This is a genomic window from Streptomyces sp. NPDC088785 (genome assembly GCF_044750685.1).
In the GTDB taxonomy this organism is placed as follows: Bacteria; Actinomycetota; Actinomycetes; order Streptomycetales; family Streptomycetaceae; genus Streptomyces.
In genome coordinates this window covers 536,816-555,754 of the sequence record NZ_JBIVKH010000002.1, presented here as the reverse complement: position 1 = coordinate 555,754, position 18,939 = coordinate 536,816, and the positions used below count along the sequence as shown (strand labels likewise).

The window sequence follows — 18,939 nt, the reverse complement described above, 5'->3', positions numbered from 1 at the left end:
GGCTCCATCCTGCCGGTCATAGGGTGGCCCGCATGTCGCAGCCACAGCCTCGGATACGTTTCGCCGCCCAGGACGACGAGGACGCGCTCGGCCGGCTCGACCGGGCGACGTGGTCTCCGCTGCACGCGGTGCTGCCCGCGCCGCGGCCGCCCTATCCGCCGTTCTTCTCCGACCGGTTCGGTCCGCGGGACCACATCGTGGCGGAGCTGGACGGCGCCCTGGTGGGCTACGTCCGGGTCGGGTACCCCACGGGCCTCGTGGCGAACGCGCACGTCCGGCAGATCCAGGGGCTGGCCGTCGCCGACGCGGCGCGCGGCCGCGGCGTGGGCCGGATGCTGGTGCGGGCGGCGGTCGGCCTGGCGCGGCGGCAGGGCGCGCGCCGGATCACGCTGCGGGTCCTGGGCCACAACGCTCCGGCGCGGGCGCTGTACGCGTCGGAGGGCTTCGTCGTCGAGGGGGTGCTGCCGGAGGAGTTCCTGCTGGAGGGCGGCTATGTGGACGATGTCTTCATGGGCCGCGCCCTGTAGCGGGCGGCCCGGCGCGGACCGCGTCCTGCGGGGTGGCGGTGGCGCCGATCCGGGCACCGCCCGATCCGCTATCGGGGTGCCGGTGGTGCCCCGGGGAACACGAGATGTGAACGTAGAGCCCATGAATCACCTGCGACCCTCGCGGCGCCCGGGACACCGCCGCGGCACGGCGACCGCCTCCGTCCTGCTGCTGCCGCTCGCCGTGACCGCGCTGACCGCCTGCTCCGACGACGGCGACACGGCCGCGCCGCCGGTGGCCTCGCCCGCCGCGACGGCGAGCGGCGCGCGCTGCGTGACGAAGCCGATCGCGCCGGAGGCCGGGGCGGCGGACCCGGCCGGGCAGCCCGCGGCGACGGGCGTGTACACGGTGGACAGCGGTACGCGGAAGGCGCCGCGCAGGAAGACGTTCACGGCGCACCGGGCCGACCGGTCGGCGGTCCTGGTGTCCGGGCCGGGGCGGTTGTCGCTGTACGACGCGAAGGTGACGAAGGAGGGCGGTGCCTCGGCGCGGGCCGTGGCGGACGGCCGCGGGGTGAACGCGGGGCTGCTGGCCCGTGACGGCGGCCTGCTCGACCTGTCCGGCGGCGTCTACTACACGACCGGCAAGGGGTCGTCGGGCGTGGTGGCGACGGGCGGGAAGTCGCGGGCCACGATGAGCGGCGGCGGGATCAACGCGCAGGGCGCGTCCTCGCACGGGGTGCTGGCGTCGTACGGGGGCGCGCTGGACCTGACGTATGTGCAGATCGTCACCATGGGCGCGCAGTCCGCGCCGGTCGCGACCGGGCCCGGCGGCGGGAAGGTGACGGTGTCGGGCGGCACGATGACGTCGGCGGGCTGCGGGTCGCCGGGGGTGCACACGTCCGGGGACGTCTCGCTGTCCGGGACGCTGTTCGACCTGGCGAACTCGGAGGCGTTCACGCTGGAGGCCGGCGGGTCGCTGTCCCTGAAGAACGTCCGGGCGACCGCGGCGGCGGGCGGTGTCGTGCTGCGCGGCGGCGGGCGGACCTCGTACCGGATGGCGGACGGGGCGCTGCTGGCGACGGACGGCGATCTGTTCCGCGTGCGGCGCAGCACGGCGGAGATCGAGCTGACGGGCGGCGCCGAGGTGAAGACCAAGGGCGGGGCGCTGCTGCGGGTCGGGGAGATGGCCGACGCGACGTTCCGGGCGGACGACGAGAAGCTGAGGGGTTCGGTGCTGGTCGCGGACGGTTCCACGGCCGATGTGGAGCTGACCGGGTCGACGGTGCTCGACGGCAGGGTCAGGGGCGCGTCGCTGACGCTGTCCGGCGCGGCGCGCTGGTCGGTGGCCGGGACGTCGTCGCTGAAGGGGCTGGCGTTCGGCGACGGGCGGTCGACGGACGGCGTGGCGAAGAAGGTCGCCCGGGCGATCGACGGGAACGGGTACGCGGTGACGTACGACCCGGCGTCCAGCCCGCAGCTGGGCGGCCGGTCCTACCGGCTGAAGGACGGCGGCACGCTGAAGCCCGCCTGAGCCGCGGCAGGCACGTCATGCGCGCCCCTGGAGGTGGGCGGCGTGTGCGCGGATCGCGGGCAGTTCCGCCATCAGGGCGAGGCCCGGGCAGAACGTCTCGTAGCCGTCCCGGTGTCCGGAGACGGCCAGGAAGCCGGCGGTGGCGCCGGCCGGGTAGCGGCTGTGGCCGTTGCTGGAGACCAGCCGCACGGTGGCGCGCGGGTCGACGCCGGACAGGCCCAGCTTCCACGCGGCCACGGCGGCGATGGCGTCGGTCATGGCGCGCGGCACGGGGGTGCCCTCGGTGAAGGTGCCGATGGCGGCGATCCCGGCCGTGTTCCGGTTGAAGCCCTGGGTGTGGGCGCCGACGACGGGCCGGTCGACGCCGCCGGCCCGGCCCTCGTAGACGGTGCCGCAGCGGTCGACGAGGAAGTTGTAGCCGATGTCGTCCCAGGCCCTGCCGCCCGCCTGGCCCGCGTACAGGTGGCGGATGATGCGCGGGGTGTCGGCGCAGTCGTAGCCGTTCGGCGAGTCGGTGTGGTGGACGAAGACCGCCACGACCCGGTCGGCGTAGCGGACGGGGTCGCGGTGGTAGGTGTCGGCCCGCGCGAGCCACCGGCCGCGCGGCACGATCCGCGGCGCGGCGCTCGCGTACGCCCCGCCGGACGCGGTGCGGGCCCGCACCGGCAGCGCGGCCGCCGGCATCACCGGGCCCGCCACGGCCCGGGCGGGGCCGGGCCCGGGCCGGTCGGCGCCGACGGCGCACAGCACGAGCAGTCCGAGGGCCAGGGCCCCGGGCAGACAGCACAGCACCCTTCGCAGCACACGCATTCCTCCACTGTCCGGGCCCGGACGCTGTGCGGTCGGCCACATGTCTGCCAGTCGGCGGAACCACCGGCGGGGGCGCAGTCGTTTGTTACCGATATGGACCTGCACCTTCACGTACTCGACGTGGCGCTGATCGTGGTGGCCGTGGCCTACGCGGCGTCCGGTTACCGCCGCGGCCTGCTGGCGGGCTGTGTGTCGCTGGCCGGGTTCGTCGGCGGCGCCGCCGTCGGGGTGTGGCTGCTGCCGTTCGTGATGGACGCCGTCACGCCGGGCACGTCGACGGCCACGGTCGTCGCGGTGCTGACGGTCGTGCTGCCCGCGCTCGCGGGCCACGCGCTGGCCGGGCTGCTCGCCGCGCGGGTGCGGTTCGGGATGGAGCGGGCGCCGGGGCCGCTGCGGGTGGCGGACGGGGTCGGCGGGGCCGCGGCGGGCACCGTCGCCGTGCTGGTCGTGGCGTGGGTGGCGGGCAGTGTCCTGGCGTCGTCGTCGTCCACGGCGCTGAACCAGGCGATCCGGGGCTCCTCGGTGCTGGGCGCCGTGCAGGACTCGATGCCGTCGACGACCCCGTCCTGGTTCTCGCGGGCCTCCGGGGCGCTCACCTCGGCCGGGTTCCCGCAGGTCTTCGACCCGTTCTCGCACGAGCCGTCGGCCGAGGTCGCCGAGCCGTCCGGGGACAGCGTCACGGCGGCCGCCACCCGGGCCGCGACCCGGAGCACCGTGAAGGTGGAGGGCTCGTCGGGCACCCAGGGCCGCGAGGGCAGCGGTTTCGTGTACGCGGCCCGGCACGTGATGACCAACGCGCACGTGGTGGCCGGCATCGACGAGCCGACGGTCCGGGTGGGCGGGGTCGGGCGGGCGTATCCGGCGCGCGTGGTGCTCTTCGACTCCGACAAGGACGTGGCGGTGCTGTACGTGCCCGGGCTCGACGCGCCCGTGCTGAGGTTCGACGGCGGTGCGGGGCGGGGGGACGCCGCGGTGGTCGCCGGGTATCCGCAGAACGGCGGGCTCGATCTCCAGGCGGCGACGGTCGCCGACACCATCGATGCCGGGGGGCAGGACATCTACGGGCGGAGCGGGGTCACCCGCGAGATCTATTCGATCCGGTCCACCGTGCGGCCGGGGAACTCGGGCGGGCCGCTGCTCACCACCTCCGGTGAGGTGTACGGGGTCGTGTTCGCGCGGTCCACCTCCGATGCCGGGACCGGGTACGTGCTGACCGCCGCCGAGGTCTCCGCCGACGCCACCCGCGCCGCCTCCGCGACGACCCCGGTGAACACCGGCTCCCTGATCTCCTCCTGACCCGACCCCCCTGGACCCTTCTTCTTCAGCGCCCCTGGGGCCCTCTTTCGGGTACGGCTCTCGTGGTGGCTGCTCGCGCAGTTCCCCGCGCCCCTGGGCCGTCTTCCAGGCGCGCCACCGTCGTGGCTGGTCGCGCAGTTCCCCGCGCCCCTGGGTGGTCCGTCGTCTGCGGCCCGGTGGCCGCGTCTCGCGCAGTTCCCCGCGCCCCTAGGCCGTGTTTCACGCGCGCCTCTCGTCGTGGCTGGACGCGCAGTTCCCCGCGCCCCTGAGGCATGCGCTGCGCGCAGCCTCCCCTTGAGGCTGCGCTTCGCGCGCCTCCGGAGGGGGTGGGACGGAGGCGGGACACCGACGCGCCTCCCCGATGAGATGGCGCACGCAGTGCGCATCTCAGGGGCGCGGGGAACTGCGCGAGAAGCGGCCACCGGCCGTCAGCCGAGGACGGACCCAGGGGCGCGGGGAACTGCGCGGCCAGCCCCCACCGGGCCGCAGACGACGGACCACCCAGGGGCGCGGGGAACTGCGCGATCGGCCCCGGCCAGGCCCAATCGGCCAGGGCCCCGACATCACCGGGAGCCTAGAAGTGCGTACCGCCGTCGATGCGTACCTCGGTGCCCGTGATGAAGCGGCCGTCGTCGGAGGCCAGCATCGCCACCACCCCGGCCACGGCGTCCGGCCCGGCGAACCCCCCGTCCCCCAGCGCGGGCGACAGCTTCGCGAAGAGGCTCCAGTCGGTGTCGGCGGGCAGCCCGGGCCCCTGGCTCTGCTTGCTCTCGCCGGAGCCGTCGGTCATCCCGGACGAGATGGATCCGGGCTGCACGGCGGTGAACCGGATGCCCTGCTTGCTGTACTCGGCGGCCAGCGCGTGCGTCATGGACTGGATGCCGCCCTTGCTGGCCGCGTAGGCCGCCATGTACGGGTGGGCGAAGAGCGCGGAGGTGGAGCTGAAGTTCACGACGGCGGCGGAGTTCCCTTCGAGGAGCGCCGGGACGGCCTCGCGGATCATCAGGAAGGTGCCGGTCAGATTGACGGCGACGACCTGGCCGAAGTCGGCGAGCGAGGTCTCGTGGGTGTGCGAGGAGCGCAGGATGCCGGCCGCGTTGACCAGCACGTCGAGCCCGCCGAGGACACCCAGCGCGGCGGCGACACCCGCGCGTACGGACCCCTCGTCGGCGATGTCCACGACGACCGTGGTGAGCCGCCCGGCGCTGTCGCCCGCCTTGGCGACGGTGTCCCGCAGGCCGGCCTCGCTGACGTCGGCGGCGACGACGCTGCCGCCCTCCGTCAGCATGCGCAGCACGGTGGCCTGGCCGATGCCCGAGCCCCCGCCGGTGATGAGTGCGCGGCGGCCTTCGTAACGGTTCATGTCGACTCCCTGAGGGTCTCGTTCTGAGATGCGGCTTCACCGTACGCCTAGGTGACACGTTTTGCCACAGTGGCGCCACGTGCCGACCTGGCCGTCGCCGGTTAGGCTTCCTCGGGTGAGCCGACCCGTGAACCCGCCCCTGTCGCTGACCGAGCGCCGCAAGGCCGCGACCCAGCTCGACATCGCGCAAGCCGCCGCCGAGCTCTTCACCGAGCAGGGCCCCGACGGCACCACGGCGGAGGAGATCGCGGGCCGCGCCGGGGTCGCGCTGCGCACCTTCTACCGGTACTTCCGCAACAAGCAGGACGCCGTGGGCCCGCTGCTCTCCACCGGCGGCGCCCGGTGGCGCGAGCTGCTGGCGGCGACGGAGCCCGGGACCCCCCTCCCCCGGGCCCTGGAGGCCGCGGCGGTGGCCTCGCTCTCCCAGCCCGGCGAGGCGGCGGCGGAGGCGCTGCGCTGGACCCGCGGCCTGCTGCGGGCGGCGCAGGACGATCCGGCCCTGCGCGCCGTCTGGTACCGGGTGAACCAGGAGTCCGAGGAGCGGCTGCTGCCGGTCGTGGCCCGGCTCGTGGACCCCGCGACGGACGAGCTGGAGCTGCGCCTGATCGCCGCCGCCGCGACGGACGCGATCCGGGTGTCCCTGGAGGTCTGGGCGGCCTCGGACGCCGACGTGGCGGGCCCCGGCTCCCCGGCGGATCTGGTGGCACGCGCCCTCGGCGGCGCGGCGCACCGCGTGGCGGCCCCCGGGAGCGGCACCCCGGCCGCCACCGCCCCGTAGCGCCGCGTAGCGCCCCCTAGCGCCCCGTAGCGCCGCGTCCCGCCACGGGGCGCACCGCGCGCGGGTCACGTGCGCCCGTGCCGCCCCGATGCGCGGCCCCGCCTCCACCGGAACGCGACCTACCCTCGACCCGAACTCAGGTATTCCGGGGCCGAGTCGGGGGCACACGCCTCCAGCAAACAGCCGCGCAACCTCGGGGAGGCGCACGTGCTTGAGCCCGCACACGCAGCACCAGGGACCGTCGTCGTCGTGGGAGCCGGGATCGCCGGGCTCTCGGTGGCCCAGCACCTGACCAGGGCAGGCGTGAGGACCCTGGTCCTGGAGGCCGCATCGGGCGTCGGCGGCCGCATGTCCACGGAGAAGATCGACGGATTCCGGCTCGACCGGATCGGCCGGCTGCTCTCCACCTCGTACCCGGAACTGCGCCGCACGCCGGGCCTCGACGGCCTCGTCCTGCGCCCCTTCTCCTCCGGCGTGCTGGTGCACAGCGAGGGCCGCCGCCACCGCGCGGGAGAACCGTCCGGCGCCCGGCGCGCGAGGGGCGCGCTGAACGCGGCACGCGCCCTGGCGAGCGCCCCCCGCCCGGCGCGGGGCGTCCGGCCGCCGCTCGGCGGCCCGCTCGACCACGCGCGGCTCGGCGCCGCGCTGGCCCGGATCGCCGCGACGGAGCCCGCGCGGCTGCTGGCCCGGCCCGAACAGCCCGCGGGACGCGCCCTGGCGGAGCGCGGGCTGTCACCGAGGACGGTGCACGGCCTGTTGCGGCCGCTGCTCGCGGCCCTGCTCTGCGACCCGGACCTGCGGACGTCGAGCCGGATCGCCGACCTGGCCCTGCACGCGTACGCGAACGGCCGCCTGGCCGTGCCCGAGGGCGGCGCCGACGCCCTGCCCGAACTGCTCGCGGCGGGCCTGCCGCCGGGCACCGTGCGCACCGGGGTCCGGGTCACGGCCGTCGCCGCGAACCGGATCACCACCGCCGAGCACGGCGAGTTCGCCTGCCGCGGCGTGGTGCTGGCGACCGACGCGGCGGCCGCCGCGGAGCTGCTGCCCGGCCTGCGCGTGCCCCGCTTCCACCAGGTCACCGTGGTGCATCACGCGGCGCCCGAACCGCCGCTCACCGAACCGGCGCTGCTGCTCGACGCGGACCGGCTCGGGCCGGTCGCGCACACCGCCGTGATCAGCCAGGTGGACCCGAGCCGCGCCCCGGCCGGCCGCGCGCTGGTCTCCTCGACCGTGCTCGGCCCGCCGCCGCGCGAGGGCGAGCTGCGCACGCAGCTCGCCGTGCTCTACGGCACGTCGACCCGCAGCTGGGAGACCCTCGCCGTGCACCACGCGGCGCGCGCGGTGCCCGCGATGCCGGCCCCGCACGATCCGCGCCGCCCGGTGCGCCTGCTCGACGGCCTGTACGTGTGCGGGGACCACCGGGACACCAGCACCGTGCAGGGCGCGCTGCACTCGGGCCGGCGGGCGGCCCGGGCCGTCCTGGCGGACCTGGGAGCGGCGGCCCGGCAGGCCCCGCGGGACGCCGCGGAGGAGAAAGCCGCTTGAGCCCACGGCCCTCCGTCTGGTTCCATCCGTCGGGGCGCCCCAAGATCGCGCCCGTCTCCGTGGCACATTCCGGAGGCGGGCGCCCCCATTCCCCGGCGGTGGCGCCCCGGGGCCGTCAGCCGAGCGTCGCCACCTTGTCCCGGTAGCCGCGGACGGGACCGGCGTCCCGGTACGGCTCCAGCCGTCGTTCGAACTCGCGCACGTACTCGTGCGCCCGCACCGAGCGCATGTCGGCGGCCGCGGCGGCCGCCTCCGCGCCGAGCGCGCACGCCGCGTCGAGCTCGCCGAGCCCGAGCCGGGCCGAGGCGAGCACCACCCGGCAGAACAGCCGGCTGCGCGCGAAGCCCGGCGAGCGCAGTTGCAGCGAGCGCTCCGCGTGCTGGGCGGCCGCCCGGTACTGCTGGAGGTCGCGGTAGCAGTGCCCGAACTCGTCGGACATCTGCGCCTCGTCGAAGAACCGCGCCCAGTGCGGCACCTCGTCCCCGGGCCGCACGGCGTCGAGCGCCCGCTCCGCCCGGACCAGCGAGGAGGTGCAGGCCCGCACCTCGCCGAGGACGCCGTGCCCGCGCGCCTCCACGGAGTGCAGCATGGCCTGGACCGCCGGGGGCGCCGCGGTGCCCACCCCCTGCTGGGCGACCCGCGCGAGCTGCACGGCCTCCCGTCCGTGCCCGAGGTACACGGCCTGGCGGCTCATGGTGACCAGGACGTACGAGCCGTACATCCGGTCGGCGGCGGCCTGCGCGAGCCGCAGCGCCTGCACGAAGTAGCGCTGCGCGAGGCCGTGCGCCGCGATGTCGTACGAGGTCCAGCCGGCGAGCCGGGTCAGGTCGGCGACGGCGTCGAAGAGGCGCCGGCCGGTCTGCTCGCCGTAGGTGCCGCGCAGCATCGGCTCGGCCTCGTGCTCCAGGTACCGGACCAGGGCCTGCCGGGCGTGCCCGCCCCCGTAGGCGTGGTCGAGGGCGCGGAACAGCTCACCGACCGAGCGCAGGGCCGCGATGTCGCCGCCGGTCACCTTCTGGCCGGGGCCGCGCTCGGTCTGGGTGCGCTGGCGGGGCACGCCGGGCCGGCCCTGGGGCGGGACGCGGGGCGGCAGTTCGCCCCGGCCCACCCGGTCGTCGGCGCGGCCGATCAGCCAGTCCCGGCTGGGCACCACGAGCCCGGCCGGGGTGAAGGCGATCTTGCGCAGTTCGACATGGCTGCCCGAGTCCTTGCGCCACAGGCCGCTGACGATGTCGACGGCCTCCTCGGGCGAGCCGGCGAACTCCAGGCCCGCGTACACGGGTGCGCACGCGTCGAGCCCGAGGTCCTGGGCGGAGAGGCGGCGGCCGAGCCGTCGGGTGAACACCTCGGCGATCAGTGCGGGTGTGGTTCCCCGCGGCTGCTGGCCACGCAGCCATCTGGTCACCGAGGTCTTGTCGTAACGCAGGTCGAGACCGTGTTCCAGCCCTAGCTGGTCCACGCGGCGCGCGAGCCCCGCATTGGAGAAACCCGCCTCCGCGATGAGCGCGGCGAGCTGGCGGTTCGGGGTGCGCTGCGGAGGTCGTTCCGTCATCAGCTGTGCGGTCTCCTGCCTTCCGGGCCGGGGTGCAGCCCTCATGGAACGGCGCGACTGTAACGGCGATATCAGGCCTGGGCGGGAGCTTCACCCGCCCTTCATCCGATCGTGTGACGAACGGTGGGGAAGGTGGACAACGCGCGGACCAGCGGGGGCGACCCGGCCGCGTGCGGGTTCCCGCCCGAAACAGTCATACGATGCGTGTGCGCTACACCGGAAGGTTCGAGGTTCCCCGTGCCCCACATCGACATCGACTACTCCGACCGTCTCGTCGGTGCGGACCCTGGTCTCGACGTATCCGCGCTGGTCAGCGAGTTGCACCCGCTCGTCGTCGAGCGGGTGGGGTCGGTCGGGGTCGGCAAGACGTTCGCCCGGTCCTCGCCCTCGTACGTGGACGGGGCGACTGCGCCCTTCGCGCACGTGTCGGTGGGTCTGCTGCCCGGCCGTCCGCAGTCCGTCAAGAACGCGCTCGCCGAGGACGTACTGGCCCTCCTCGACAAACATCTGTCCGGGGTCCCCGGGGTGACGTACTCGGTCGAGGTGCGCGATCTGGACGCCTCGTACCGCCTCCACCCGACGCATTGAGGCGCCGTACGCTTGCCGGGGGCGCGACACGTGCACGGTGAAGGTACGCGCACGGTGAAGGTTCTGGTTGCGAGGAGGCGCTTTCGGTGAGTGAGTTCCGGTTCGTCCGGCTGGGGTTCGGTGCGGACATGGTCGATTACCAGGTCGCCTGGGACGAGCAGCGCCGGGTGCACGCCGCGCGTTTCGCCGACGAGATCCCCGACACCTGTCTGCTCCTGGAGCACCCGCCGGTCTACACCGCGGGCCGGCGCACCGCTCCCGACGAGCGCCCGCTGGACGGCACCCCCGTCATCGACGTGGACCGCGGCGGCAAGATCACCTGGCACGGCCCGGGCCAGCTCGTCGGCTACCCGATCCAGAAGCTGCCGCGCCCGGTGGACGTGGTCGCGCACCTGCGCCGGCTGGAGGACGTGATGATCGCGGTCTGCGCCGCGTTCGGCATCGAGGCCGCGCGCGTGGAGGGCCGGGCGGGCGTCTGGGTCCTCGGCGACCCGATCGAGCGGCGCACCGGCCTCGGCGGCCTGTCGCTGGACTTCGACCCGCGCCTGAGCAGCGAGGACGAGGAGTTCGACCACCGCCTGGTCGGCCCCGAGTACGCGCCGTCGAACGCGGGCCAGCGGCACGAGGACCGCAAGATCTGCGCCATGGGCATCCGGGTCGCCAAGGGCGTCACGATGCACGGCTTCGCGCTGAACGTGAACCCGGACACGTCGAACTTCGACAAGATCATTCCGTGCGGCATCCGGGACGCGGGCGTCACCTCGCTCTCGTACGAACTGGGCCGCGAGGTCACCATGGACGAGGTGCTGCCGGTCGCGGAGGAGCACCTCCAGCGCGTCCTGGGCGGAGCGGATCTGAGGCCGCGCGCCGTCGAGCGGGCCACCGCCTGACCGCCCCGGCGGGGAATGCGCCCCATTGGCCAGAGGTTGGCCACCCGTGAGGGCCATGAACATCACGGGCGTACCCTGAGGTACGCCGAGGAATCGAAGCTTTAGGGAGCCGGTCGTGTCCGCAGTCGCACCCGACGGACGCAAGATGCTGCGCCTGGAGGTCCGCAACGCCCAGACCCCCATCGAGCGCAAGCCCGAGTGGATCAAGACGCGGGCGAAAATGGGCCCCGAGTACACCAAGATGCAGAACCTCGTGAAGTCCGAGGGCCTGCACACGGTCTGCCAGGAGGCGGGCTGCCCCAACATCTACGAGTGCTGGGAGGACCGCGAGGCCACGTTCCTCATCGGCGGCGACCAGTGCACGCGCCGGTGCGACTTCTGCCAGATCGACACCGGCAAGCCCGAGGCCCTCGACCGCGACGAGCCGCGCCGCGTCGGCGAGTCCGTCGTCACGATGGACCTGAACTACGCCACGATCACCGGCGTCGCCCGCGACGACCTGGCGGACGGCGGCGCCTGGCTGTACGCGGAGACGGTCCGCCAGATCCACGCGCAGACCGCCGAGCGCGCCGAGGGCCGCACCAAGGTCGAGCTGCTCGCCCCGGACTTCAACGCGGTGCCGGAGCAGCTGGCCGAGGTCTTCTCCTCCCGCCCCGAGGTCTTCGCGCACAACGTGGAGACGGTGCCGCGGATCTTCAAGCGGATCCGGCCCGGCTTCCGCTACGAGCGTTCGCTGAAGGTCATCACCGAGGCCCGCGAGGTCGGCCTGGTCACCAAGTCGAACCTGATCCTGGGCATGGGCGAGACCCGCGAGGAGATCTCCGAGGCGCTGCGCCAGCTGCACGACGCCGGCTGCGAGCTGATCACCATCACGCAGTACCTGCGGCCCTCCGTGCGCCACCACCCCGTGGAGCGCTGGGTCAAGCCGGCCGAGTTCGTCGAGCTGAAGGACGAGGCCGAGCAGATCGGCTTCTCCGGCGTCATGTCCGGCCCGCTGGTGCGCTCCTCGTACCGCGCCGGCCGGCTGTATCAGATGGCCATCGAGAAGCGCGGCGCGTACGTCGCCTCACAGGCGGTCTGACCGCCCGGTGGGAACGCGGGCCTCCGCCCGTGTGAATTCACGCACAAACCCTTACCGGCAGGTAAGAGCCGGTACGCCGCGGCCCGGGCCGTCCTCGCAGATGAGGGCGGCCGTCAGGGCCGCGTCAGCGTTTTCGGCCCGGGCGTCAAGGTTTCATGGGTGTTTGACCGTCCGGTCATGCGCTGGTAACACCAATCAGTGACCCTGAAATCACCGCTCGTGCACATCAGGCCGTCACGCCACCGCCCACGCTGACCCGTCTCTGAGGGGGGACCTCCACGATGCAGGCCACGCCCGTTCGCGCCACCGCCATTCCGACGTTCACCGGCGCCCTGCGCGCCGTGGAGTCACTGCTCATGAGCGGCGGCCAGCGCCACGCCCGCCGCAATGCCTGGACCTCCGTCCTGGAGGACCGCCGCCGCGCCAAGGACCGCGTCGAGGCCCAGCAGGTCCTGGAGGCCGTCTCCGCCCGGGGCTGACCCCCGCCGGACCGTACTGCTGTTCATGCGGCGTCCCGCGCCACGTAGACTTCGCCCCATGGCGCGGAAGGACACGGCAGCGGACGCTGCGAACCCGGGGCGACTCAAGCAGATCGCTCTGACCTACAAGATGACCAGCAAGGCCGATCCGAAGATCGGTCTTGTCCTCGCGGGTGTGGGAATCGTCACCTTCGGTGTCCTTCTCGCGATCGGCTTCTTGATCGGTCACCCCATCTATCTCGGCATTCTCGGCCTCCTGCTCGCCTTCCTCGCGATGGCGATCGTCTTCGGGCGCCGCGCCGAGCGAGCGGCCTTCGGCCAGATGGAGGGCCAGCCCGGAGCGGCGGCCGCGGTGCTCGACAACATCGGCCGCGGCTGGACGACGACCCCGGCGGTCGCGATGAACCGGAGCCAGGACGTCGTGCACCGCGCCGTCGGCAAGGCCGGCATCGTGCTCGTCGCGGAGGGCAACCCGAACCGGGTGAAGTCGCTGCTGGCGGCCGAGAAGCGCAAGATGGCGCGCATCGTGGCGGACGTCCCGGTGCACGACATCATGGTGGGCAACGGCGAGGGCCAGGTCCCGCTGAAGAAGCTCCGCACCACCATGCTGAAGCTGCCCCGCGTGCTGAACGGCCCGCAGGTGACGTCGACGAACGACCGACTGCGCGCCATGGGCGACCTGATGTCGAACATGCCCCTGCCGAAGGGCCCGATGCCCAAGGGGATGCGGATGCCCAAGGGGGGCGGCAAGACCCGCTGACACACTGCGGGTGTCGCTACGTGACTGAGGCGGGCCGGAACCCATGCGGGTTCCGGCCCGCCTCAGTTCGTGCGACCTGGCGAACGGGTGGGGCGACCGGGTGGGAACTGGTCGCGCCCCTGAGATGCGCGCAGCGCAGGTCTCAGGGGCGCGGGGAACGGCGCGAGCGGCCACGACGGCGGCGCACAGGGAAGACACCCTCTCAGCCCCCCTCAGCCCACGACGCTCAGAGCTGAGAGCCGAGAGCTGAGAGCTGAGAGCTGAGAGCTGAGAGCCGAGAAATCAGATACGGACCTCTACGGACCGGGCGAGACGGTCGTGCAGCCCGCGCCCGTCCCGGTCCCAGATCAGCGCGGGAATGGCGACACACAGCAGCAGCGTCCGCACGACGACCCGCCCGATCCCCAGCCGCCCACCCGCCTCGGACACGACCCGCAACCCGAACAGCCGCTTGCCCGGCGTGCTCCCGATGGTCCCGACGGTGAGCACCCCGAGCACGAAGAAGATGAGCAGCGCCCAGTTCCCCGTAGCCTGGTCGTAGCCGTGCGTGACCAGGCCGTATGCGATCAGCATGCACAGCGCCCAGTCGACCACGAGCGCTCCGATGCGCCGCCCGGGCCGCGCGATCGAGCCGGGCCCCGACTGCGGGAGCCCGAGCTGTTCACCGCGGTAACCGAAGTCCGCTCCCGCGTTCTCCAGGGCCTCGCGAGGCCCCGACAACCACGAACCCATTGCTTCCCTGTTGTCCACGCCTCCACGGTACTGCGCCGCGTCCCTGCGCCGACCCGTGCCCCTGGTCCGGTTAACTTCTGCGAAACAAATGGGTCATGCTTGAGAAATCCCGTCTGCCTATGGTCGGGTCCCAGCGTGTGCCACCGCACTGGCCGCACCACCGAGCTGCAACCCCGCCCCTCCCCGGGTGGGAGTAGGAGGAGTTGGATGTTCCAGAACGCCGATGACGCCAAGAAGTTCATCGCGGACGAGGACGTCAAGTTCGTCGACGTCCGCTTCTGCGACCTGCCGGGTGTGATGCAGCACTTCACGGTGCCGGCTGCGGCGTTCGACCCGGCCGAGGAGCTCGCCTTCGACGGCTCTTCCATCCGCGGCTTCCAGGCCATCCACGAGTCCGACATGGCGCTCCGCGCCGACCTGTCCACCGCGCGCGTCGACCCCTTCCGCCGCGACAAGACGGTCAACATCAACTTCTTCATCCACGACCCGATCACGGGCGAGCAGTACTCCCGCGACCCGCGCAACGTGGCGAAGAAGGCCGAGGCCTACCTCGCGTCGACCGGCATCGCCGACACCGCGTACTTCGGCCCCGAGGCCGAGTTCTACGTGTTCGACTCGGTCCGCTTCGAGACCTCCGCGAACCGCTCGCTGTACGAGATCGACTCCGAGGCCGGCGCCTGGAACACCGGCGCGGTGGAGAACAACCGCGGCTACAAGGTCCGCTACAAGGGCGGCTACTTCCCGGCCCCGCCGGTCGACCACTTCGCCGACCTGCGCGCCGAGATCTCCCTGGAGCTGGACAAGAACGGCCTCCAGGTCGAGCGCCAGCACCACGAGGTCGGCACCGCCGGCCAGGCCGAGATCAACTACAAGTTCAACACGCTGCTCGCCGCGGCCGACGACCTGATGCTCTTCAAGTACATCGTGAAGAACGTCGCGTGGCGCAACAACAAGACCGCGACCTTCATGCCGAAGCCGATCTTCGGTGACAACGGCTCGGGCATGCACGTCCACCAGTCGCTGTGGGCCGGCGGCGACCCGCTGTTCTACGACGAGCAGGGCTACGCGGGCCTCTCGGACATGGCGCGCTACTACATCGGCGGCATCCTGAAGCACGCCCCGTCCCTCCTGGCCTTCACGAACCCGACGGTGAACTCGTACCACCGCCTGGTCCCCGGCTTCGAGGCCCCGGTCAACATGGTCTACTCGCAGCGCAACCGCTCGGCGGCCATGCGCATCCCGATCACGGGCTCGAACCCGAAGGCCAAGCGCGTCGAGTTCCGCGCGCCGGACCCGTCCTCGAACCCGTACCTCGCGTTCTCGGCGCTGCTCATGGCGGGCCTCGACGGCGTCAAGAACAAGATCGAGCCGGCCGAGCCGATCGACAAGGACCTCTACGAGCTGGCTCCCGAGGAGCACGCCAACGTCCAGCAGGTCCCGACCTCGCTCCCCGCGGTGCTCGACGCCCTGGAGGCGGACAACGAGTACCTCCAGGCGGGCGGCGTCTTCACGTCCGACCTGATCGAGACGTGGATCGACTACAAGCGCACGAACGAAATCGCCCCGATCCAGCTCCGCCCGCACCCGCACGAGTTCGAGCTTTACTTCGACATCTAAAACGCGGATTCCGCACGAAGGCCGCCGCCCTGCTCCAGGGTGGCGGCCTTCGGCGTGAGCGGGCTACTCGTCGAACGGTTCGGGGATCCGCCAGACGATCGTGAACCGGTCCGAGCCCGGAGGGCCGACCGGGCGTACGGCGCTGATCTGCCGGATCAGGTAGCCGGAAACCATGTGCTGGGCCTCTTCCGAGACCTCGTCCCAGGTGTCGGGGGTCACGATCATCACCTCGCGCATCAAGCTCGGATCCGATTCGTTCTCCAGCATCTCGGCCCTGATGTCCCGGTCCATCGTCGGGTCGGCGCGCATGGCGCGGATCGACTCCGCGAGAAGGTTCGGCTCACGGTTCAGGCGCCGAAGGATCTCTTGGCAGCCGTACTGGAAGGCCGCCTGTGTCTCCAGGGCCTCCCGGTCGGGGTTGCGGTAGCCGTACGGTGAGCCCTCGTCCTCGCCGACGTAATGGCCCTTCAGCAGGTGCAGCAGAACCCGCAGTACATGTTCGACCCCTTGTTCCTCGACGAGTCGCAGCATCCCGTGGACCCACTCGTCCTCCGAGACCAGCGGCTCGTGCGGCGCGGCCAGCGAGGGGTGGATCTCGATGGCGCTGAAGGGGTTGATCAGCGTACCCATGGCCAGTTCCGGGGTCCACCGGCCGTCCTCACCTCCCCAGCCTCCGACGAGGAGTTCCTGGAACGACTTGAGGGCTCCGGACTCCCCTTCGCCGACCGCCCGCCACAGCGGGAAGAACCTGGCCGTCTCCATCTTCTCGTCGCGGAGTGGACTGCACCGCCCCGCCAGCACCAGGACGATGTCGTGAACGGTCTCCCAGCGCGGCACGCGCAGCCCGTTGACCGCGGAGCGAACGGTCTCATGACTCGCGGCCGACAGCCGGTCCTCCCGGCGATCGATGAGTTCGCTCACTTTCCGAAAGCTCAACCGGCCTGTGGAGCGGTGCAGTTCTTGCAGGGCCTCGGTCAGCTCCCGGTGCGCGGCCGAAGGTTGAGGAGCGGTGTCGGAAGCGGGCAACGGGATTCCTCCGGCTCAGGTGTCAAGTTCCGCCCATACGGTAGAAGTCGCAGGCCAGAGCTGAGACAGGATTCGTCAAGTTCCCCGTCCCGCACGCCAAACGGTGACTCGCGGCTGCCCGGCGACGTGAGCATGGAGACGGCGCCGGCGGAGCGCCCCGCGCAAGGAGTCGCCGAACATGCACCTTCCTTCCTACGCCCATGACATGATCCGTGCCGCCGTGCTGTCCGGCGTGCCCACGGCCCGGCAGGTGGGTGGCCTGGAGTGCCGCCTGTGCGGGAGGCCCTTCGGGCCGGATCTCGCCGCCGTTCCCCTTGGGCCGGCCCCGGCATCCGGCCTGTTCGGATGCCGCCCCTGCCTGACCCGGTTGGTCACCCGGGCACGCAGAGCCCGGGACGCCGCGCTGGCGCAGGACGCCGAGCGGGCCCGCGCCGAGTCCGCGGCCTGGTTGCCGATGCGCGAGCACCACCTTGCCCGGTTGAACCGTGTACGCGAAGCCGCTGAGGCCGTGGCGGCGGTGGCCGGGGACGAGGAGACGGCGGCTCTCCGCATCGCCTGGCTGCTCATCTCGCTGGAGTCGGCGAACACCTGGATCCCGGAAGCGCCGGAGCCACCTCCTTCCGCGGATCCCGGGGATACGGAGTTGAGGGACGAGGCGTTCCGGCTCGACCTGGCCATGGTCACCGCACGGGAGACGGTGGCGCGGCGGCTCGCCTACCACCTGGTCAATGAGGCGCAGCCGCAGGAACCGGAGCTGTGCGGGGAGTTGGAATGCGCCGACGACTGTTCGGGGCGCCATGACTCCTCGCACATCGACTGCGGCCCCGACGCCGTCTTCGACGATCTGGCGGAGCACGGAGTCACCGTGGAGCCACCGGGGCCCGGACCTCTCTCCCCGCGCCTTGCCGCCCTCTTGGCGAAGGACACGGCCGAGGAGACCTCCCCGCCACTCCCTGACATCGAAGGGCACGCGCGGGCGGTCCTCGCGCACCTGGGTATCACGGCGGACGACACGGATGCCCTGGTGGATGCGGCGGCGGTCGGCCTGGTCGTCGACGCCTGGCGCGAGGGGCCGCTGGATGAGATCCGCGAGGCGACCGGCGGGCCGAGCGACGGGGAGGTCTTCGCGCAGAGCGTCGATCTGTATCGCAGGGCCCGTGCCGCTCTCACGGCCGCACGGGACGGCGGCCCCGAGTCGCTGCTCACGTTTGTGAGGGTCGCCTCGGACGCCGACCTCCCCTGGGCCGGAGGGTCGCGCTTCGCGCTGCGGATGGCCCCGCAGGAGTGGGTGGCGGGGTTGGCCCGGCAGGTCGACGACCGGACCTGGTTCACCGGGGAGGTGATGCGCGAACAAGGCTGGCACGCCGCGCTGTTGCACAGGGCGGCCTCCGCCGCGTTCAAGGCGCTCCATCACTTCGGCATGCCGGGCTGGCCCGGTGCCGTCGGCACGGCGATGGAGCGAATCGCCGCGCGGGACCGCTCCGGGGCGCCCGCGTCGCTCACCGATCTCGATGCGGTGGAGGCCGCTCTGCTGGAGGCGCCCGACCGGCTCGGGGTGGACGCCCTCGACTGGGTCTGTCGCCAGGCTCTGTTCGGTGGTGCGCCATGAGTTGGGACGACCTGAGCCTCGTCATCCTCGCGGCCTTCGGCTGCCTCACGCTCGTACTGGCGCAGCTGGGCGAGGTGCTGTCGAAGCTCCCCGAGGTCATCCGCGCTTGGCGGACCGTCCGCGACGAGCTGCGCGCGCCGGGTCGTCGGGGGTGCCGGGAGACCCCGTCGGACGAGGATCGAGGCGTGTCCTGCCGGTGTGATGCTCAGGGACGGGCGGCCGTGCGGAGTGCGGGTTCGACCGGTGATGTCGGTCCCCCGCGGTACGTTCCCGGCCATGAGTGAGAGGCCTACGGAGCAGTGGCGGCGCGGTGTGGACCGGGAGCGGCGGTAGGTGGAGGCCGGGGTGTTGGCGGCCGGGGACGCCGTCATGGCGCGGTTGTTCCCCGAGCGGCTGATCCGGGCCACCGACGCGGTGCTGGACGTGTTCGAGTCCGAGTTGGCGGGGGTCCGTGTCGGGTCCGACGAGGCGGTGTTCGGGGTGGTCCGGCGGGTCGTGCTCGCGCTGAACGACGTCGACGAGGGGCATGACGGCGCCGCGTACGAGACCGGCGAGCGGGAGTTGCTGTGCGCGTACATCGATCTGAGCCTCGGTGAGCGGGGGGTCGACGTCGCCGCGCTGACCGGCCGGCGCGGGCTGGAGCGTTACGAGCTCACCGATGAGTGGCGCGACTGGTAGGGCGCCCGCACGCACACGTCACCCGCGCACAGGACATGCACAGGGCATAGAGGCGTCCAGCACTAATGGGATTCTGGTTCCTTTATCTTGCGCAGCGTGCTACTTTCGCTTGCGTA

At 72.7% G+C, this 18,939-nt stretch carries 18 protein-coding genes; 13 read left to right on the top strand and 5 right to left on the bottom strand.

Translation table 11 applies throughout. The features are described from left to right. Positions 1-32: 32 nt before the first annotated feature. Positions 33-527, top strand: coding sequence for a GNAT family N-acetyltransferase (locus ACIP5K_RS08150; protein ID WP_401406577.1), 495 nt, complete (start codon positions 33-35; stop codon positions 525-527). A gap of 121 nt (positions 528-648) precedes the next feature. Then, positions 649-2,019, top strand: a complete 1,371-nt coding sequence (locus ACIP5K_RS08145) for a hypothetical protein (RefSeq protein WP_401406574.1) — start codon at positions 649-651, stop codon at positions 2,017-2,019. Positions 2,020-2,034: 15 nt separating this feature from the next. Here the strand turns inward: ACIP5K_RS08145 and ACIP5K_RS08140 are convergent, their stop codons facing one another. Continuing rightward, on the bottom strand, positions 2,035-2,829 hold the full coding sequence (locus ACIP5K_RS08140; protein WP_401406572.1) for a peptidoglycan recognition protein: 795 nt from the start codon (positions 2,827-2,829) through the stop codon (positions 2,035-2,037). Between the two features lie 93 nt (positions 2,830-2,922). Here ACIP5K_RS08140 and ACIP5K_RS08135 point away from each other — a divergent pair, with 93 nt between their 5' ends. Next, positions 2,923-4,125 carry a MarP family serine protease gene (locus tag ACIP5K_RS08135; protein ID WP_401406569.1) on the top strand — a complete coding sequence of 401 codons (1,203 nt, stop codon included), beginning with the start codon at positions 2,923-2,925 and terminating at the stop codon, positions 4,123-4,125. 574 nt (positions 4,126-4,699) lie between these two features. Here the strand turns inward: ACIP5K_RS08135 and ACIP5K_RS08130 are convergent. After that, positions 4,700-5,488: an SDR family NAD(P)-dependent oxidoreductase gene (locus tag ACIP5K_RS08130; RefSeq protein ID WP_401406566.1), complete on the bottom strand. Its 789-nt coding sequence runs from the start codon at positions 5,486-5,488 to the stop codon at positions 4,700-4,702. Positions 5,489-5,603: 115 nt separating this feature from the next. On the opposite strand from ACIP5K_RS08130, the gene ACIP5K_RS08125 reads away from it, so the two are divergent. After that, the gene (locus tag ACIP5K_RS08125; RefSeq protein WP_401406564.1) at positions 5,604-6,266 is read left to right on the top strand and encodes a TetR family transcriptional regulator; all 663 of its coding nucleotides are present in this window, start codon (positions 5,604-5,606) and stop codon (positions 6,264-6,266) included. A 207-nt stretch (positions 6,267-6,473) separates the two neighbouring features. Then, on the top strand, positions 6,474-7,811 hold the full coding sequence (locus ACIP5K_RS08120; RefSeq protein WP_401406561.1) for an NAD(P)/FAD-dependent oxidoreductase: 1,338 nt from the start codon (positions 6,474-6,476) through the stop codon (positions 7,809-7,811). Between the two features lie 115 nt (positions 7,812-7,926). Here ACIP5K_RS08120 and ACIP5K_RS08115 read toward each other — a convergent pair whose 3' ends face one another. Next, positions 7,927-9,363 (bottom strand): regulator, encoded by a 1,437-nt coding sequence (locus ACIP5K_RS08115; protein WP_401406558.1) that lies wholly within the window; start codon positions 9,361-9,363, stop codon positions 7,927-7,929. Positions 9,364-9,600: 237 nt separating this feature from the next. Between ACIP5K_RS08115 and ACIP5K_RS08110 the strand changes: the two genes are divergently transcribed. The 5 genes from ACIP5K_RS08110 (at position 9,601) to ACIP5K_RS08090 (ending at position 13,161) form a co-directional block, all read left to right on the top strand. Then, positions 9,601-9,951 (top strand): 5-carboxymethyl-2-hydroxymuconate Delta-isomerase, encoded by a 351-nt coding sequence (locus tag ACIP5K_RS08110; protein WP_401406555.1) that lies wholly within the window; start codon positions 9,601-9,603, stop codon positions 9,949-9,951. 86 nt (positions 9,952-10,037) lie between these two features. Beyond that, positions 10,038-10,841, top strand: coding sequence for a lipoyl(octanoyl) transferase LipB (gene lipB, locus ACIP5K_RS08105; protein WP_401406552.1), 804 nt, complete (start codon positions 10,038-10,040; stop codon positions 10,839-10,841). Between the two features lie 115 nt (positions 10,842-10,956). Then, complete coding sequence (gene lipA, locus ACIP5K_RS08100) at positions 10,957-11,922, top strand: lipoyl synthase (protein ID WP_401406549.1); 966 nt, start codon at positions 10,957-10,959, stop codon at positions 11,920-11,922. A gap of 281 nt (positions 11,923-12,203) precedes the next feature. Then, positions 12,204-12,401 (top strand): hypothetical protein, encoded by a 198-nt coding sequence (locus tag ACIP5K_RS08095; RefSeq protein ID WP_401406546.1) that lies wholly within the window; start codon positions 12,204-12,206, stop codon positions 12,399-12,401. Between the two features lie 58 nt (positions 12,402-12,459). Next, entirely contained in the window at positions 12,460-13,161 is a 702-nt protein-coding gene (locus tag ACIP5K_RS08090) for a DUF4191 domain-containing protein (RefSeq protein WP_401406543.1), read from the top strand. A 282-nt stretch (positions 13,162-13,443) separates the two neighbouring features. Here the strand turns inward: ACIP5K_RS08090 and ACIP5K_RS08085 are convergent, their stop codons facing one another. Continuing rightward, on the bottom strand, positions 13,444-13,911 hold the full coding sequence (locus tag ACIP5K_RS08085; protein ID WP_401406540.1) for an RDD family protein: 468 nt from the start codon (positions 13,909-13,911) through the stop codon (positions 13,444-13,446). A 189-nt stretch (positions 13,912-14,100) separates the two neighbouring features. Here ACIP5K_RS08085 and glnA point away from each other — a divergent pair, with 189 nt between their 5' ends. After that, positions 14,101-15,510: a type I glutamate--ammonia ligase gene (gene glnA, locus ACIP5K_RS08080; protein WP_018532933.1), complete on the top strand. Its 1,410-nt coding sequence runs from the start codon at positions 14,101-14,103 to the stop codon at positions 15,508-15,510. A gap of 63 nt (positions 15,511-15,573) precedes the next feature. Here the strand turns inward: glnA and ACIP5K_RS08075 are convergent, their stop codons facing one another. Then, entirely contained in the window at positions 15,574-16,536 is a 963-nt protein-coding gene (locus ACIP5K_RS08075; RefSeq protein ID WP_401406536.1) for a hypothetical protein, read from the bottom strand. A gap of 178 nt (positions 16,537-16,714) precedes the next feature. Here ACIP5K_RS08075 and ACIP5K_RS08070 point away from each other — a divergent pair, with 178 nt between their 5' ends. Next, on the top strand, positions 16,715-18,145 hold the full coding sequence (locus ACIP5K_RS08070; protein WP_401406533.1) for a hypothetical protein: 1,431 nt from the start codon (positions 16,715-16,717) through the stop codon (positions 18,143-18,145). A 369-nt stretch (positions 18,146-18,514) separates the two neighbouring features. Continuing rightward, positions 18,515-18,823, top strand: coding sequence for a hypothetical protein (locus ACIP5K_RS08065; RefSeq protein ID WP_401406530.1), 309 nt, complete (start codon positions 18,515-18,517; stop codon positions 18,821-18,823). Positions 18,824-18,939 lie beyond the last annotated feature (116 nt).

What these genes read in the sequence shown, in the direction of transcription:
- ACIP5K_RS08150 (WP_401406577.1), top strand. Translation starts at nt 33, where the DNA reads ATGTCGCAGCCACAGCCTCGGATACGTTTCGCCGCCCAGGACGACGAG.
- ACIP5K_RS08145 (WP_401406574.1), top strand. Translation starts at nt 649, where the DNA reads ATGAATCACCTGCGACCCTCGCGGCGCCCGGGACACCGCCGCGGCACG.
- ACIP5K_RS08140 (WP_401406572.1), bottom strand. Translation starts at nt 2,829, where the DNA reads ATGCGTGTGCTGCGAAGGGTGCTGTGCTGTCTGCCCGGGGCCCTGGCC.
- ACIP5K_RS08135 (WP_401406569.1), top strand. Translation starts at nt 2,923, where the DNA reads ATGGACCTGCACCTTCACGTACTCGACGTGGCGCTGATCGTGGTGGCC.
- ACIP5K_RS08130 (WP_401406566.1), bottom strand. Translation starts at nt 5,488, where the DNA reads ATGAACCGTTACGAAGGCCGCCGCGCACTCATCACCGGCGGGGGCTCG.
- ACIP5K_RS08115 (WP_401406558.1), bottom strand. Translation starts at nt 9,363, where the DNA reads ATGACGGAACGACCTCCGCAGCGCACCCCGAACCGCCAGCTCGCCGCG.
- ACIP5K_RS08095 (WP_401406546.1), top strand. Translation starts at nt 12,204, where the DNA reads ATGCAGGCCACGCCCGTTCGCGCCACCGCCATTCCGACGTTCACCGGC.
- ACIP5K_RS08090 (WP_401406543.1), top strand. Translation starts at nt 12,460, where the DNA reads ATGGCGCGGAAGGACACGGCAGCGGACGCTGCGAACCCGGGGCGACTC.
- glnA (WP_018532933.1), top strand. Translation starts at nt 14,101, where the DNA reads ATGTTCCAGAACGCCGATGACGCCAAGAAGTTCATCGCGGACGAGGAC.
- ACIP5K_RS08070 (WP_401406533.1), top strand. Translation starts at nt 16,715, where the DNA reads ATGCACCTTCCTTCCTACGCCCATGACATGATCCGTGCCGCCGTGCTG.
- ACIP5K_RS08065 (WP_401406530.1), top strand. Translation starts at nt 18,515, where the DNA reads ATGGCGCGGTTGTTCCCCGAGCGGCTGATCCGGGCCACCGACGCGGTG.